Origin of the sequence: Enterococcus pernyi (assembly GCF_045371165.1) — a bacterium.
Taxonomy (GTDB): domain Bacteria; phylum Bacillota; class Bacilli; order Lactobacillales; family Enterococcaceae; genus Enterococcus_B; species Enterococcus_B pernyi.
In genome coordinates, this window is the sequence record NZ_JBIQDM010000002.1 from 84,299 (window position 1) to 98,665 (window position 14,367).

At 39.4% G+C, this 14,367-nt stretch carries 9 protein-coding genes; 1 reads left to right on the top strand and 8 read right to left on the bottom strand.

The genetic code is table 11. The annotated features are described in order from the left end of the window. Positions 1 to 8: 8 nt before the first annotated feature. Entirely contained in the window at positions 9 to 6,029 is a 6,021-nt protein-coding gene (locus tag ACH0AK_RS03025; RefSeq protein WP_226075451.1) for an InlB B-repeat-containing protein, read from the bottom strand. Positions 6,030 to 6,803: 774 nt separating this feature from the next. On the opposite strand from ACH0AK_RS03025, the gene ACH0AK_RS03030 reads away from it, so the two are divergent. Further along, positions 6,804 to 8,306, top strand: a complete 1,503-nt coding sequence (locus ACH0AK_RS03030) for an AcpB/EbpR/MafR family transcriptional regulator (protein WP_499796725.1) — start codon at positions 6,804 to 6,806, stop codon at positions 8,304 to 8,306. Positions 8,307 to 8,518: 212 nt separating this feature from the next. Here the strand turns inward: ACH0AK_RS03030 and ACH0AK_RS03035 are convergent, their stop codons facing one another. The 7 genes from ACH0AK_RS03035 to ACH0AK_RS03065 form a co-directional block, all read right to left on the bottom strand. Further along, entirely contained in the window at positions 8,519 to 9,511 is a 993-nt protein-coding gene (locus tag ACH0AK_RS03035; RefSeq protein WP_499796726.1) for a zinc-dependent alcohol dehydrogenase family protein, read from the bottom strand. 173 nt (positions 9,512 to 9,684) lie between these two features. Beyond that, positions 9,685 to 9,822 carry a hypothetical protein gene (locus tag ACH0AK_RS03040; protein ID WP_023519946.1) on the bottom strand — a complete coding sequence of 46 codons (138 nt, stop codon included), beginning with the start codon at positions 9,820 to 9,822 and terminating at the stop codon, positions 9,685 to 9,687. Next, a complete protein-coding gene (locus tag ACH0AK_RS03045) occupies positions 9,819 to 9,986 on the bottom strand; it encodes a hypothetical protein (RefSeq protein ID WP_023519947.1) in 168 nt (55 codons plus the stop codon). Before ACH0AK_RS03045 ends, ACH0AK_RS03040 begins: the two co-directional genes overlap by 4 nt. A 1,774-nt stretch (positions 9,987 to 11,760) precedes the next feature. Then, positions 11,761 to 12,768 carry a WxLIP family cell surface protein gene (locus ACH0AK_RS03050; protein WP_023519948.1) on the bottom strand — a complete coding sequence of 336 codons (1,008 nt, stop codon included), beginning with the start codon at positions 12,766 to 12,768 and terminating at the stop codon, positions 11,761 to 11,763. Positions 12,769 to 12,895: 127 nt separating this feature from the next. Next, positions 12,896 to 13,471, bottom strand: coding sequence for a hypothetical protein (locus ACH0AK_RS03055; RefSeq protein WP_010735043.1), 576 nt, complete (start codon positions 13,469 to 13,471; stop codon positions 12,896 to 12,898). Between the two features lie 23 nt (positions 13,472 to 13,494). Then, the gene (locus ACH0AK_RS03060; protein WP_010735042.1) at positions 13,495 to 14,055 is read right to left on the bottom strand and encodes a WxL domain-containing protein; all 561 of its coding nucleotides are present in this window, start codon (positions 14,053 to 14,055) and stop codon (positions 13,495 to 13,497) included. Then, positions 14,052 to 14,357 carry an LPXTG cell wall anchor domain-containing protein gene (locus tag ACH0AK_RS03065; protein ID WP_010735041.1) on the bottom strand — a complete coding sequence of 102 codons (306 nt, stop codon included), beginning with the start codon at positions 14,355 to 14,357 and terminating at the stop codon, positions 14,052 to 14,054. Before ACH0AK_RS03065 ends, ACH0AK_RS03060 begins: the two co-directional genes overlap by 4 nt. Between the last annotated feature and the right edge of the window lie 10 nt (positions 14,358 to 14,367).

Below are 14,367 nucleotides of genomic sequence, written 5' to 3' on the forward strand. Positions count from 1 at the left end.
GTGTGTGTTCAATTTATCTTCGCAGCAAGGTGTAAATTTAACTTGCCTGTTACTTTATTATTTTGTGTGGTATCCCCAAAATATTTTCCTGTAAAACCAAGAGACATTCGGGAATCTGACGGCACTGATTCCGCCCATTGAGTACCAGCAAAAGTACTTGCTTGTCCAACTAACGGCTTTTCAGATGGTGCCGCACCGATTCGTTGTAAATATAAAAACATCGATTCGCTCGTCGTCTCTTGTTCTGATGAATCTAAAAAGACAATATTTGAAGTACTTGCTAATTCCACATCGTTTTTGGTATGGAAGGAAACTGTCAGTTCTGTCGTCGTCGAATGATTGACCACCTCGTAATCATCACTAGTCACTTGATCGTCTAGGACATCAAAAGCCATCCGAACCGGTAACGTTACATGGATCGCTGGATCACTTTCCACCACAAAAGGAACGGTATATTCCCATGTGGCTGTTTCACCATTAACCAATGACTCGCTGACAACGATCTTACCAATCGTCGCTCCTTCTTTTGACGTATCAGGATATTGAGTGAAACCTTCAATTTTCAAGGTTGGATATTGACTGATATCTAAATATCGCCCAACTTGACGATCCATATCTTCACGAGACATTCCTAACACTGTTTTTTGTTCCCTTGGATTTAAACGATCGATGTTTATTCGTTCAAACCCCTTCGCAGTGATTTGATAACGACTTCGATTATCCGATATCCTTGACTGCACCACATTATCTTGGAAGTTGTCCAGTCTGCCATTGGCTTCTGCATGGAAAATTTCCACGATATCGCCTTTCGTAACTGATAGTCTTCGATTTGTTCCAAAACCATTCAATGTGTCTAACCTTTGATTGCCATTTACAGAAAAATCGAAATCTGGCGTTTGTGCATTCATTGGACCACTAGAAACAGTTGCTTGGTTATAGTGCCTGATTTGATAATACATATCATCTCCAAAATAGGGATGAACCGAAGTTCCAGCTAATGCACTATTATAGGTCGCAACAATTTGTGTTTGATCACTGTTCAAGCTTAAAGTTGCTGCTCGTAGGTCTGTTCCTTGAAAACTAATGCCTCTTACATTTAGCGAATGACCAAACTGATAAGTGACAGGAACATCGATCGTAGCTAATACTGTGCCATTTTTTGAAACCTCTACACGTGCAGCTTGACCATTCAGTGAATCAGGGAAACTTACAAAACGTGCATCATAATCCTCTGTTTCAGTTTGATCTTTGAAGACTGTGACAAAGTCTTTTGCCTGATAATCCGTTTCTCCATATCCATAGTTCAAAACTTGGTTCTTTGGCTGGATATCTGTATAATTTCCGATACCAGTAAAACCAATGATGCCTTGTTCATTGATGACCCCGATTGAAAAGCGTTCGGCATTATTCCGATTGATCTGGAATGTACCTGATGTGATCTCTCCTGCCAAGTCCGCTTGATATGGATTGAATAAGCGAACAGGTTGTCCTGCAAGATCTAAAGTTACTGTTACTTGGTTGGTTGAGACAGCTGTATCTACTTCTGGTTGGATCGAGTGGAAGAACTCGGCTGTTTGCGCTCCATTCGTCTGCCACCTCAAGTACGGATAAGTTCGATTGGCATTGCTCCCCAAAGCAAAACCTGTGAACCACTTTTCACCAAACCCAAGTTCAGTTATAGCTGTATCAATCAGCCCTATGGTGCTACTTGCTTCCCCCGCACCATTTGTCGTCGTTTTTCTTGTAGTGGTTGCATCAAAATATACATTGCTTGCTGTAATTCCTGTGGTAGTATTCGAAATTGGTTCTCCAGCAGTAAATCCTGCGACGAATAAATTCGTAAGCTTTGCGGTAGCAGTTGCACTTATCGCTCCGATCACCCCTTGTGCATTTGATGAACCAACACTATAATTGTCGGTCATCACTAACTGAGCATTGCCTTCGATCTTTCCGACAAAACCACCAGATCCACTAGTAACATTCCCAAGGATATAGCCATTGTGATAACTCTCATTGATCGTTACATTTCCTGCTAAACGACCAACAAATCCGCCAGCATAACTATTTCCACTTCGTAAATCACTCGAATTGATACTTCGCTCAATCTGCACTTGACCATTTTCTGTCACATAGCCAATCAATCCTCCACGATAGCTAGCAGTTAAAGAATTAACTGTCGAGCGAGTTTCACTATGTGTATCGATGATCGTAACTGTACCAGATACTTCACCGACCAGCCCGCCTAGATTCAAGGTATAATTATTACCACCAGTAAAATTCACTTTTGAACTAGCGTGATTTATGGTAAGCACGCCCGTCGTGCGACCGACGAGACCACCTAATAGACCGTTCGAAGTATTCGAGTGAAGATTACTTGATGCTTGGCTATTCGTAATCGTTAGTTGTCCATTGTTTTCTCCAATAAAAGCTCCACTTCCATTTGACTGGTTTGAAACAATGCTACTGTTACTGTCCATCCTGATATTCTCAAGTTCAACAATATTTCCTGTACCGATTTGAGCAATCACCCCGGCTGTATAGTTGGTATATGACTGTTCTCTAGTATTCGTCACTCTCAAGTTTTCAAATGTCAGATTCTCAATTCGTAAAGAATCATTCCCGACTGAGCGAATAAAGGCTAAGTCTATTTCTCCACTAGTCAAAGTCAAATTCTTGATGACCGCATGATTACCGATCAATTTCCCTCCGTATCCTTGTCTGCCAGAAAAAGTACCTGCATTTGCCATATCGATTGCTATCCCATCTTCTGGTTCAATCGAATAGTTTTCATCGTCTGGATCAAAAGGTGCTTGACTATTCAAAAAGCGACTTAGATCTTCTGATGTACGAATGACCGTTTGCACATAATTTGCTGTCACTGTTGCATCTTCTGTCCCCATCGTGAAAGTAGCCGTTCGATTTTTTTGATCAACATTTGTCACTGTACTTCCTGTGCCTGTCACGCTAAATCCAACAAAACGATACCCTGTATTTGCTTCAGCTGCCTGAATCATTGTTGTTTCCCCTTCGATAAAATTCGTTTGGTCAGCGTTTGGATCAGCTGCACTCCCTGCCAAGGGATCACGGGCCAGTGTCAAACTCATTCGCCGTGCGGTAAAGCCCACGACTCCTTGCTGATTGATGACACCAATCGACACTCTTGCAATAGATCCACGATTGAAAGTGAAGGTTCCTGCTGTCGCTTCACCAGCTAAGCCAGAACTATATGGATTGAATAGTTTCAATGGCTCGTTTTGTAGATCTAACGTTACCGACACTTGATTACCCGTTACTTGACGATCGACCATTGGATCGATGCTGTCAAAAAACATAGATGGTTGCGTATTTTGGGTCTGCCAACTCAAGTATGGATAAGTTTTATTCGTGCGTTGAGCCACTGAAAAGTCGGTTCGCCAACGACTCCCGAAACCTAGCGCAATAGTTGTTGACTCAATCAACTCTAGCGTAGTTTTCGCTTCACCTACTCCAGTCGTAGTTGATTTGTTCGTTGTACTGGAATCATAATACACATTGGTCGTAGTGATACCCATCGTATCTGAGGTAATGGGTTGTCCCCCTGTAAACCCTGCAACAAATAGTTGGCTGAGTGTCACTCGATCCGTTAATTGATTGATCCCGATCACACCATTGCTATTGGAGGAGCCGATGCTATAACTATCCACGATACCAAGTGCGCCATTGCCTTCGGTCATACCAATGAACCCAGCAGTTCCTAGACTTGTACTTCCTTGAACATGTCCATTGTGATAGCTTTCCTCGATTTTAGCAGTTCCTGACATCCTTCCGATAAATCCGCCCACATAACTGCTACTTCCTCGCATATCACTGGCATTGATACTTCGTTGGATCGTGACATCTCCTGAGAAGGTCACTCGACCAATCATTCCACCTCGATATGTCCCGCTCAATGAATTGATTGCTGTTTGGCTTTCACTCACAGAATCAGTGATTGTTACCTCACTGCTGGTTTCGCCCACTAGTCCACCGATATTTAATGTATATGAACCACCACCAGTAAAAGTAACTCGAGAAAGACTACTCTCAATGGTCAATGAACCGTCATTTTTACCAACGAGTCCACCCATTAGTCCATTAGCTGTGTTGGAATGTAACGTTCCTGAAACCTCACTGTTTTTGATCAATGCTGAACCTTGGTTGTTCCCGATCAATCCTGCACTTCCATCGGGTTGACTAGCAGTAATTTGACTGTTTTCATCGAGCGTGATATTTTCAAGCTCAACTGACTTACTGCTTACTACTTGACCGATGATTCCAGCCACGTTAGACCGCGTCCTCGTATCATTGACGAGTACTCCTTCTAACTTCAAGTTCTCGATTCGTGAAAGGTTGCCACCGTTTAACGTTTGGATCAATCCAAGAGAAACGCCGGAATCTACTAATGAGAGATTTTTAATGATCGTGCCATTTCCGATCAGATGACCAGAAAATTGACTACGTCCTGAAAAATCACCTTCTCCTGACATGTCGATCGTTTGATTTGATTCTGGTTCGATCGTGTAAGTCTGGTCGTTTGCATCATAAGGAGACTCACTTCGTAAAAATTTTCCGAGATCATCGGCATTACGGATAATCGTTGAGGCGTATTCTGCTGTGACTGTCGCATTTTCAGTTCCCATGGTAAAGGTTGCTGTTCGATTTGCTAAATCAACATTTGTGATCGTACCATTACCTGTCACATTGAAACCAGCAAAACGATAGCCAGGAGAAGGTACGCCTGCTGTGACTGTCGTCGTTGCACCTACTACTAGAGTAGTCGTTGGTGCATCTGAATTACTTGCACTTCCGGCCTGTGGCGAATGTGCCAGAGTCAAGTTTCGATTACTCAACTCATAACATGCGGTAACGGTCGCATTTTGTGATCCCATAGTAAATGTGCCTGTGCGATTAACTATATTCACATTCGTGATCGAACTTCCTGTACCACTCACATCAAACCCTGCAAATTGATACCCCGTCGCTGGAGCCGCTGCAGTCACTGTTGTTGTTTGGCCCATTTGAAGAGTTGTCTCTCCCGCTGTTGGGTTTCCTGCACTTTCTGCTTCCGGAGAACGTCCTAAGGTCAATGTTTGAAGTGTAATTGGTAGTTCAGTAAAGCTCCCTCGAATTGCCTGACGAACTGTCGCTGTGTCGTTCGGATAATATGCATGTGCAGGAAGGGTTCTCATATAGAAGTACGTATTAAAAATCCAATCTAGATCTATCGTAAATGAATTGGTTCGTGCACTAGTAATTGACGCAGCTCTAATTCGTTCCACAACAATGCTAAACTCATGAAAGTCTGCCAATACACCCTCTCTAACATCTGTAGGTGGTGATACAACTGCCGACTTTATATTGTACGGCGAGCTTTCTCGAACTGTAATTAAAAAGTCCCCTTGGTTATGTTCAATAACTGCATTTCCAAATTGATAGTCATTTCGAATAGGCATCGAATAGAAAGAAACCCCCGCTTGTAACAACGAGCCTATACTATCATTTGCGCTATCCCTATACAAATACTGCCTCGGCAAATTAACCGTGCCTTCAATCTTATCCCCTATCCTATTCCCTAATTGATCGCTACCATTCCACGATACCCTTGCACGGCTATCATTGGCAAAGAAATTAGCATATGTCGTTGGGAATTGCGTACGGCCGGGTGCATTCGCATTGCCTTGTAAAAATCTAGTAATAAAATGATGATCTAGACTCGTGAGTAAATTAGGTACATTCCGCAGACCGGGATCTAATTTTATTACCCCCTCATCCCCCTGGGTCTTTTCTTCCGAAGCATAGGTCTTTTGGGCGTCCCCGCTCTCTACAGGTACTTCTCTTGAAAGTTCATCGTTCTCTGTTGGGGAATCATCATCTGTTGATTCACTTATTTGTCCAGCAGTGCTCTCTTTTGTTGTTTCTGCTATAACACTGATACTATTTCCTAATGACGAGAAAAGCAGCAAGATAATTACAATAATATGTAAACTTTGTTTCTTATAAAAATGAGTCATTTCCTCCTCCTACTCTACACGTATTATTTGACGTGACGTAATCTGCTGATTTTTGGCAAAAAGTTATACTCAATGTATGGAATCTACTAATTTATAGTGATTCATTTTCTACTTAGTGTCTTCTATTGCACGATTGATTTCCTAAACAACTGTTCTTTACATTAGAACATGCCTACTTTTTTTAGATATCGCTAGTTATATGTTCGACTAATTAAATAGCTGCACCCCTTTCTTAACCCAGATGAAACTACGATATTAAATAACGACGTAACAAAGCTGTTATTTTTTCATCTTTTGATTATAATAACACTAATCTACCCTTTGTTTATTTTTATTTTTTTTCGAACAAAAAAAATAAAGCACTGCCTTATTTCTATAAGTTCTGTAATTCTAGTAATAGTCATTGGTTGCAATACATATATCTATAGCCAAAACTATTTTTTTATTATTCAGAAAAAAATATCACACTATACACCTAAGAAATTTTTGTATACTTTTTATTGAAAAAACAAAATATCTTCACTTATAAAAAATAACAAAATTATTTAAAAAACAATTATTCGATAAAAAACACGGCAGTTCCAACTATTTCCCCTTAATTTAAAACAGATTATTTTTAAATTATAATGATTTTTTATTTCAAACGTTTGTTTTTTTTGTATACTTATAATATGCACATCTTTCCCTGAGCCTATCTAACTATGTGTTTTAACTTTAAAGAGAGACTATATTTCTTACATATTTATAGAAAAATAAAGATTGGAAGCCAGAATAATGGAAAATTTACCCATCACCTTACAACTTGATAATCAGTTTAAACGACAATATCAAATTTTAAATTTAGTACATAAAAATAAAATCAACCAGTTAACGCTCAATGATCTTTCTCTTAACTTAGAGAAGTCAAAACCAACACTAAAAAAAGACATCGAGGAAATCAACCATGCGCTGAATGAGCAGTGCGTTTCACTAAAGATTGATCACAAAGGACTACTATCGTTTCACTACAAAAAGGTAATGACGATCGATTCAATGATCACCTTATTAGCTAAAAGGACCATCACCTACCAGATCATGGATCTATTGCTTCATAATGTAACTTACTCAACCGATGAATTAGCCGATGCCTTGATGGTCTCTAGAAGTACAATTTTTAAAACGATCCGTCATATGAATAATATCTTGAAGGAATTCAGTGTGACGATCACCACTGGACCATTGAGTTTATCAGGTAGAGAAGAAGATATTCGTTTTTGTTTTTTTGCCTTTTACTCAAGTTTTGGCGATAGTACGATCATTGATTCAGATAGTGAAATCGATGCACAGTATTTAGTCGACGAAGGCCATAAAAGAGATCATGCCTTTTTACATTTTAGCCATTTTCGTGCCGCTTTATGGCTGTCGATTGCAAAAGCACGTTGGAAGTGTAAAAAACTTTGCAACTTAAATCGAAGTATCAAAGTGTTGATCAAAAGCAGCAAAGGCTTCTCTTCACTTGAGCCATTATTACAGGATTACTATCTTTCACGCTCCAATGAAACACTCTCATTAAATGAAACGATGTGGTTATACTTGGTCTCACTTCATTGTATTTCCTACACACGACAAAGTAATTTGGACGATGGTCGCTCCTATGCATTTTATCGAGAAGAAAGCCCGGGTGTCATCGAAGCGATCCAACGTTTTCTAGCGACTGTTTTCCCGGAACACATGATCAAAGACGGGACACTAGAAAAAATGGAAGCTTACTTGGTCAATGCGCGTTTACTTTCTAAAATGAGCCATACTTATGAATTACATTCACCCACGATGGTGACACAAATGAAGGTACGTTATTCTGAGCTCTACCAAGTATGGCTTGAAAAACTGACGATTCTAAAAAATAACCCATTATTTGGTTTTGTTCATATCGACTATCTTGCAGCTGCGTTGACAACGTTTCATGCTTCGCTGTTGATGAAGCAGTCGTATCGCCCTTTACGCATTTTGTTTACGATCCAAGGACCGCAATCTTTAGATGATTATATCCTGAATGAGATCGAGACACTTTTTATGCAACGGTCAACGGTCGAATTTCAAATTGAACATGCTGTCACAAAAGAATCGATCGAAACCTACCAAGCTGATCTCGTAGTTTGTAATTACGATCTTCATTTGATTGATGAACAGGTTTGTCGCATCCATCGAATCTCCAATGTACCGACGATAGCGGATTGGCGTCTTTTAATGGAGACGATCACTTATTTGTCTTTGCCTGCGTATTCAGAAACTAACTAAAGGAAAAACACTCCCTATCCTTTAGCCGTGATCTCAAAAAGACGTCGAAACAGACATGTTTAACCTCGAGAAATAAGGCGCCACCCACGAAATTTGTTCTCCAAGTTTTCGTGGGTGGCGCCTTATTTTGCGAAGAGGTTTCTTCTATTCTTGCCGTTCATTCGGTTTTAAGTGGTACGAGAGGACGAATATCACACTCTCTTTTGATTGTCTCAGCCCTCTAATGGAACATTGAAATTTAAAAATATTTTCCTTTTTTTCTTTTCTGCTTCTACTAAAGCCTGGCGATACTCAGAAATTGGATATACGGGAGCGGTAGTTAGTAGATTCAATTGTCCCTCTTCAACCAAACGGAATAGTTGTTGAAATTGTTTTTGCCATTCTTCATTGGAAACCGAATCCGCCCAATGCCTTAGATGATAGACTTTAGCTTGGATCGGCAATGTTTGGATAAACGCCCAATCAACTTGTTGACCAGAGAGTAACCCGATCGCAACGAACTTCCCATACGGTTGAATCGCTCGCGCCATAGTTTCACCGCTTTTCCCACCTACTTGATCAATCGCCGCCCTTACGCCTTTCCCCTTTGTATATGCTAAAATTTGCGGCAACGTTGTTTCTTCATCCCAAAGAACGACCAAATCTGCTCCTAGTTCAGTTAACTCTTCTTTATATTTTTCGTGGCGAACGATTACAATGACTTTAAATGATAAAATTTTACTCAATTGGATAAAAATTCTACTAATTGAAGAATTTCCTGCGTTGAGCAAAATATGATCTCCTTTATTCAGGTTCAATTCTTTTGTACAGATCAACCAGGCGGTTACAGGATTGATGTACATCTGGGCAGCTGTCAAAAGATCGACCGAAGAGGGAACAATAACTAATTCACTCTTGGGTACTGTGTGATAGGTTTGCCAAGTTCCTTCCCCTCGTAGAGGTAAAACGTATTGTCCTATCATTTGTTCATCCTGAGGATCAGTGACTTGGATCACTTTCCCGACACCTTCATACCCAGCAATTTGTGGCAAGTTGATGCGATGTGCATAGGCGCCGTGGATTGAAATCAAATCAGAAGGATTGATTGGAGCCACTAACATTTTGACCAAGACTTCTCCTTGTCTTAAAGAGAGTGGTTGCTCTGCTAGTTGCACAACCTCTTGTGGCAAGCCAAACGCTCGGTAAATCAGACAGTGATTTTTCATTTTTTTCTCCTTTGATGATCGTTGGATTCTTTTCACAAGTGTAACATTTACCTAAAATAAAAAGAAGACTATGCGCGCCTTAGAAACGAATAAACGGCGGAAACAGAAGTACGATCTTCAAAAAAAGACGACGACCACAAAAATTTTAAGAAGCGATTTTCATGGTTGTCGCCTTATTTATTGAGCTTGAATACTTTTATTCCCACCTCTTGTGGTATCCGTGAGATATCATAGTAACCGACTTCGTCTTTGACTGTCGATGCTTTGATCACTGGTCGTGCGTCGACTGGCTGACTAGATAAATCTGTCACAGTGGCCCGACTGCCGTTAAGATTGATTGATCATCCGTCTGTCCGACAGTCACAGCAGCATCCGCTACATTTAAAATGTACTCTTGTTGTGGAACTTGCTCCCCAACAACTGTGATTTTCACTGTTGTTTCCACACATTCATCTTGTTCAAGACCAATCGTCACTTCATATTCTCCTGGAGTATTTGTCCTACTAGTACAGTCACGTCTTTTGCTAAAATCGTATATTTTGTTTCTTCTTATTTCTCATTTAAAACTGTTACTTTTACTACTTTTTCCACACTGACACCTTCTTTTAAGCCAATGGTTATCTGGTATTCTCCTGGATTTGATTCAACGGTTGTTGCTTTGATATAAGGCGTGAAATCACTTAGAGGTTCCCTTCTCCATCAACAACTTTCGCATCTGCAGCCACTAAGAGTGACTTAGGATCAATTTTTTCAGGCAAGACAGTTGCATCATAAGCGACTAACTCATACTTTTGTTCTAAACGATTGATTTGTTCTCGGTTAGAAGTGATCGATCCTAGTCAAGACTGATTGCGTTGACTCGTCTGTATCGAATCATTCCCCTTCCTCTTTTCTACTGATTGAATTGTTGCTGACACATGGGAAACTGTCACCATTGTTGTCGACACAGAGAGAGCGAGCAACATCAACGGACACATTGTTTTCTTTTTTTCATAATGTAAATCATCCTCCTAAGGAAATTTTACCCACCAATTATCTACGGATAGATTCTTCACCCATTCATAGTCCCTTTTTATTAGCGGTTTTTTGCAAATAAATAACAATCTACATCCTTTAACCAAGAATAATAACACCATTCATCAGCGTTATCGTGCTTATTATTTCCTATTATATAAATAAACACCAATAACTTAGAAATATTCGTCATTGATTATTTCTATTAAAAGAACATTCAATTATTAGAAATCTCCCAGTATCATAATTTTTTCAGAAATAAAAAAGAAAAATCGAAATATCCCAGCTAAGATTCGATGGCTGCTCCATCATGGAACAGCCATTTAATGTTATACTGGATTTGTGAAACCCTTACCAAATACTTACAATAAGCAATTGAAGAAATCATACTTTTATGGATACAGCTTATTGATTAAAAATGAAAATAGATCAAAATGAACCGATTGAAGATTCCATGCTCTATCTTGAGCAAACACTGATCGTCAAATAATATGTACAACAAGAGAAACTATCCGCGTTAGGGAAAATTTTTGCTTTGGTTGGTTTAGCCGAAATCACCTATACCAGTCAATTACCGGTTACCCAGTCATTCAGTATGCGTCGCCAAGACTGTCCTTGAATCACTGAAATAATTTTACATTCCATCCGTACAAACTCGTTAAAATCATTTAAAAAAAATAATCAATATAACAAAGAAACCTAATTCGTTTTTTTGAAAATGTTATTAAAAAATGAACATTCTGCATAATTACGTTATCACAATCCTATATATATCAATCTTTCATATTTAAAAACCACATATTTTCATTTTAAAATCAAAAAAAATATTTTGTTATGATACTATTAATAGTTTTAAAAATAACACAAAAATGGTATTATTTGATTACGAAGATTATAGAGGAGTGAATGATGTTAGTTCAGTTAAGCAAGTTTTTATTTTGGTTTCCTTTAAGTATTGCCGTGCTAGCATTTTTTTATTTCTTTAAATTAACTAAGCGCACTTTCCTGGTGTTCCTAGCTGCATGTCCAGTGATTTATTTTATCACTAAAATCATGGCGTATTACTTTTACGATTCTCTGAGGGTGTTTGTATATTACGAAATCGGCCTTCTAATATCTGTGATTTTTTTCATCAGTGTGCTTTATTATTTCTATAAAAAACGCTAACTGACAGAAAGAGATTGTGATCCCTATGCTAAGACTCGTGTTAACATAAGGATCACAACCCCTTTTGGTTACTCTTCTTTTTTCTTCTTACGTATGAATAGAAAATAAATGATCAATAGAAGGATGATCCCAAGTAAGACACCCACAACTACATAGACCCAAGTTGGGATTGACTGCTGATTCACTTTAGAGATTGCTACCTTATTCACTTCTTTCGCATCACTCTCACTGATTGAAAAATCGCGATCGAATACCCATTCGTTGTCTTTTGCATCTGAGATTGTCAAATGTAAGGAATAATCTCCCGCTTCCAGTCGTTCATTGTCCCAATCGATTGCAAATCGATACGTTGACAAGGGCGCCATTTGCATCTCTTTATCATAAGATACTTCTTTTATGACTTCCCCTGTGGCATCTTTCACCTCAGCTGCATATTTCAAATGACCGATCGCATCCATCGTTGGATTCTTCAAAGTTGCTACCACACTTGTTTTCCCAAATGAAATGGCTGGTTCGACGCCTTCTAATTCCACCTTTCTTTGCACTTCATTCGTATTATTCGTTAATTTCAATCCTAAGACATAGCCATAATTGTTAACGATTTGGCCCTCTTGTTCCGCTTGACCTATTTTCATGACATGGATGGCTGCCAAGATTTGTCCATCAAATTCTTTTTCCGGCATTGTGAGGTCAACGCTAACTTCTTGTGACTTCCCACCAGCTAAAGTGATGCTTTCTGGGACTTTCGCAATGTTGTTGATTTGAAATTCCTCCGGTATATCTGATTCATCAGTTGGTTGCGTGTAATCAATAAATCCTTGATCATTCGTATAGGCTTGGTTTACTGCAACCTGATAAGTTGACTCTTCATTCGATGTATTTTCTATCAGGAACTTGATCGTTTGTTTTTGACCAGGTTCTAGTTGTAAATCAAAATAAGTTAATTTTTTATCGGCTTGATTTTCTGGAATAATTGCTTTGATATGAAAGCCCACTTCACTCTCAGTCTCTGCCTCGGTGACTAAGGGGAAGCAAAAAGCAAACATGAAACAAATGATTAAAATTATTTTCCGCATCACTACACCTCATTTATCGATTCATTTGGTTTTTCCCAGAGATTTGATCATGAACAAAAACCTATAGAAAGAATTGAAGCAATCGCTGAATGCGATTGCTCCAATCTTCTCAATTTGGACACAGCCATTAAGAAGCATCTGCCGTATTGTACAATTGATAATTGATCGTACCGTTCAAGACATTATTTACTTGTAAGACATTGCTCGGATCGGTAAAACCAATTGCGATCGATGTTACCGGAGTGGTGATTTGACCGGTATTATTTCCGGCATCTGGTGTAGTCGCTGATCGAGCGACAATCCCAGTTGCGCCTGTACCAACTAATTGTGCGCCATTGATTTGGAATGAATTCACATCAAATGTGGCTGGTGCAGCTGCTCGTGTCAATTGATTATTCGCAACAGTTGCTCTCACAGACCATGCTTGAGCGATACTATCATTTGAAACAACGATATTTCCTGGTGTACCGATCGTTCCAGTACTAAGTGAATACGTGCCATTTTCGATTTCCGTCTCAAACGCATAAGTCGCTGGAACGGCATCGAGTCTTAAATCTCCTGAAGTAGCATCGGTGATCGTTACAGTCGTTGGTGTACTTCCAGTTTGTCCTGGTACCTCTGCTGCGAATGCTGCTACTCCACCTATATTTACTAAAATCAACCCTGCGAATACTGCACTTAATGTTTTTGTTTTGTGGTTCATTTTTATTCCTCCTTGATTTTCAATTAATCTACATCGGCAACCACATTTACGAGGTTGACCGTCTGTATCGCTTTATAGGTACCACTTGGACTATTAGCAGGAACACTCAACTTAATACTTTCTTTCGGGATGATCAATCGAAAGTTTTGTTTCGTTCCTTGACTGACTTTGACGAGTTCTTGCGTTTCACCATGACTGATATTTTCTATATCATTGACTTGATAGACACTGTTTTTTTCTGTCGTCAACTGTCCATCTTTCATAGAAAGTTTTGCTGTATATTCCTGCTGATTTTTAAAAGCAGATAATGAATAATCGAGTTTCCACCCGTTTGTTCCAGAACGATTGTCAACCACTTCGATCACTAGATCTTGCTTTGCTGGTACTTCAATGTCCGTCTCAGGGACTGGGTAGCGATCAAAAGTTGGGGGTATTACTTTCTTTAAATAAATAGCAGGTTCGATGATTTGGACATTCACTGCTGATTTTTTCTCTTCACCAACAGAAGACGCTCGAATCTTTGAAGGAGAAACAAACATCAGGGGCAAGATAAATAGTAGCAACCATTTGATTTTAGGCTTCATCGCTTCTGCCTCCTTGATCGATACATCAGTCCGACAAATCCAATCAGCAATGTACCGAGAAATGCAGACGTTCCATACAACAAACTACCTGTTTGCGGAAGCATCCCTTCCGCTTGCGGTTTGGTCGTTCCACTTTCACCCTTATCTATGGGACTCACTTCGTCTTTTTCATATAATTCAAACTGGATTTCTTGCTGATCGGAAGCAATCACCTCGTCGGCAAACGTAGGAGCGACTCGCACAAAGCCAGTGAACAAAACAACACTAAGCAGGAACAAAAGATTCATAGTTATTCTCTTCATCTCATCGCCT

What these genes read in the sequence shown, in the direction of transcription:
- ACH0AK_RS03025 (WP_226075451.1), bottom strand. Translation starts at nt 6,029, where the DNA reads ATGACTCATTTTTATAAGAAACAAAGTTTACATATTATTGTAATTATC.
- ACH0AK_RS03065 (WP_010735041.1), bottom strand. Translation starts at nt 14,357, where the DNA reads ATGAAGAGAATAACTATGAATCTTTTGTTCCTGCTTAGTGTTGTTTTG.
- ACH0AK_RS03050 (WP_023519948.1), bottom strand. Translation starts at nt 12,768, where the DNA reads ATGCGGAAAATAATTTTAATCATTTGTTTCATGTTTGCTTTTTGCTTC.
- ACH0AK_RS03035 (WP_499796726.1), bottom strand. Translation starts at nt 9,511, where the DNA reads ATGAAAAATCACTGTCTGATTTACCGAGCGTTTGGCTTGCCACAAGAG.
- ACH0AK_RS03030 (WP_499796725.1), top strand. Translation starts at nt 6,804, where the DNA reads ATGGAAAATTTACCCATCACCTTACAACTTGATAATCAGTTTAAACGA.
- ACH0AK_RS03055 (WP_010735043.1), bottom strand. Translation starts at nt 13,471, where the DNA reads ATGAACCACAAAACAAAAACATTAAGTGCAGTATTCGCAGGGTTGATT.
- ACH0AK_RS03060 (WP_010735042.1), bottom strand. Translation starts at nt 14,055, where the DNA reads ATGAAGCCTAAAATCAAATGGTTGCTACTATTTATCTTGCCCCTGATG.